Source organism: Streptomyces sp. NPDC006510 (genome assembly GCF_040611955.1).
GTDB lineage: Bacteria > Actinomycetota > Actinomycetes > Streptomycetales > Streptomycetaceae > Streptomyces.
The window spans coordinates 1-2,119 of record NZ_JBEXPH010000418.1; the positions used below are offsets into that span (position 1 = coordinate 1).

The 2,119-nt window shown below is 67.3% G+C and carries 2 protein-coding genes; one reads left to right on the top strand and one right to left on the bottom strand.

Translation table 11 applies throughout. From position 1 onward, the window contains the following. Positions 1-309 precede the first annotated feature (309 nt). Entirely contained in the window at positions 310-753 is a 444-nt protein-coding gene (locus ABZY11_RS44090) for a hypothetical protein (RefSeq protein WP_356484561.1), read from the top strand. A gap of 4 nt (positions 754-757) precedes the next feature. Here the strand turns inward: ABZY11_RS44090 and ABZY11_RS44095 are convergent, their stop codons facing one another. After that, positions 758-1,957, bottom strand: coding sequence for a hypothetical protein (locus ABZY11_RS44095; RefSeq protein ID WP_356484562.1), 1,200 nt, complete (start codon positions 1,955-1,957; stop codon positions 758-760). Positions 1,958-2,119 lie beyond the last annotated feature (162 nt).

Sequence of the window (2,119 nt, forward strand, 5' to 3'; positions counted from 1 at the left end):
CAGTACCGGCCCGACACCCTCGACGGCTTCATAGCCGGCACCGGCCTGGCCGTCGACACCCCAACGTCACCCTAGCCAGCCGAAGTCAGTAACGCGGCGCCCGCGGCATAGACGTCGCTCGTCTCCCGCCCGCCCGTCGTCAGCATGCTCGAAGCCAAGGCGGGACCAGACGAGATGCGTCTGCCCCGGCCGCCCCGACGGCGAGATCTGGGCAGTCGGGCGGGGCTATGTGCCTGATCCGAGGCGGCTGAAGGACGAACGCAACGCAAGCGGGGTGGCCCAACCGACGCGTCCCGGCACACTATTCGAGTGACCTTTCGATTGATGCCCGGCACCGGGCTCGTCCTCCCAGCGAACGCAGGCGTCCTGCGATTCGGCATGACCGAGCGTGCGGCGCAGTGGACGGCGTCAACTCTGGCGGACATCCGCGCCGGTGGGTGGATGTGCGGAGCGCACTGGACCTTCTTCTTCGTTCACTGCGACATCCTGGTCACGGCCTATGCCTGCACGGCTTGTGCCGATCAGATCATGGGGCACTTGATCGTCGAGCGGACCGAGCGCGTCCCGGACCGGGCCGCCGACGTTCCGGTCGCCTTCGGCGACTTCGACCTCTTCGGCTACCCCATCCATGAACTGACCGAGGTCCTCGACCCGTCGGACCGCAAACTCCTACTGTCCGCAGACGTCAATCCTCGGAGCACGCACTACCTGTCCGCCGTACGCCTCGACGCCTGTGAAAGCGACCGCCGCTAGGTCGTCAGCTCGGGCTCTGGGTCCGGCGACGGCGCACGATGAAGAGCATGCCCGCGCCCGTGGCCACCGCTGCGGCAGCCGCGCCCGTGATCGGCAGCGTCGAGGAGCCGGTTTCTGCCAGGGTGCCGCCGTTCGTCGTGGTCCCGTCGTCGCCGGCCGTCGACGACCCGCCGGCCGAGCCGGCCGAGCCGGCCGAGCCGCCCGAGACATTGGCCGAGCCGCCCGTCGAGCCAGTCGGCTCCCCACCCGTGACGTCCAGCGTGATGTCGGCCTTGTCGTTGGCCTTGTTGGGGTCGAATGGCCGTGCCTCGGTACTCAGGGCCACCTGCCCCTTGGCGTTCGCCACCCGCTTGTCGATCTTCAGCTCGAAGGTGTAGGTCTCTTGGCTGCCCTCGTTCAGCGACCGCATGCCGCAGACGTACGCCTTACCCTTGGCCTGGCAGAACTGGCCGCGCTTGACGACCGACGTTCCGGCGGGAGGCGTGATCATGACGCTGACGGACCGTTCCCCCTGTTTGGTCAGGATCCAGGCGGGCCCGGCGTTGGTGAACTTCACCTTCATCTTCACCGTGTCACCGACGCTTCCCTTCAGCGCGGCACCCGTCACCTGGTAGTCGGCCGTGTTGACGGAGCTGACGGGCACATTGACAACTCGTGCGGTCCCCTCGCTCCCGGCCTGTCCCTCGACCAGTTTCACCGCCGGCGCGGTTCCCGCCACCGGCTGGGTGCCGTTCTCGTCCGCTCCGGGATCGACGTCCCAGACATTCACTCGCAGCTCGTCGTTGAGCGCGCGGTCCAGTGCCTCGACGCGGAGAGGCCTCTCGGGCGTGTAGACGGTGCCCGGCTCCACCACTTGGTCGAACGCACACACCGCGATCCATCTCTCGGGCATCTCGTCGTAGGACCGGACCTGCTGTGTCCGGCAGTTGGAGGGAACCTCCGCGAAGTCGAGTCCTCGGGTGACGCCGTAGGAGACCCACACCTTCTCGGCCCCCCTGGTGCCCTTGTTCGCCACGGTAGCCGACAGATCGAAGCTGCTCCCAGGTTTCACCCCATTGACCGGCTCGATGCCTCCAATGACCAACTCGGGTGCGGTTTCATCGCCGAAGGCGGCAGGAGCCGCAGCCAGTGCGATCAGGCCGGCAGCGCTGAGGGTGGCAGCAACGGCACGGGAGGCGCGACGGTTGTGCGGGGGAATCGGCATTGGAGAGATCCTCTGCAGGGACGCGGGAAAACGGGCGGTGCCTTCCAGGAGAAAAGTTTCCGGTCACTAGCCTCGATCTTGCATGACGGTCCGTCGGTTCTTCCGTCGGGCCGTTTCGCTGTTGCGGGTTGGTCGTGGGAATGCTGGTGGCCCGGCTGTCGC

Coding starts and splice junctions, on each gene's coding strand:
- ABZY11_RS44095 (WP_356484562.1), bottom strand. CDS start 1,957: ATGCCGATTCCCCCGCACAACCGTCGCGCCTCCCGTGCCGTTGCTGCC.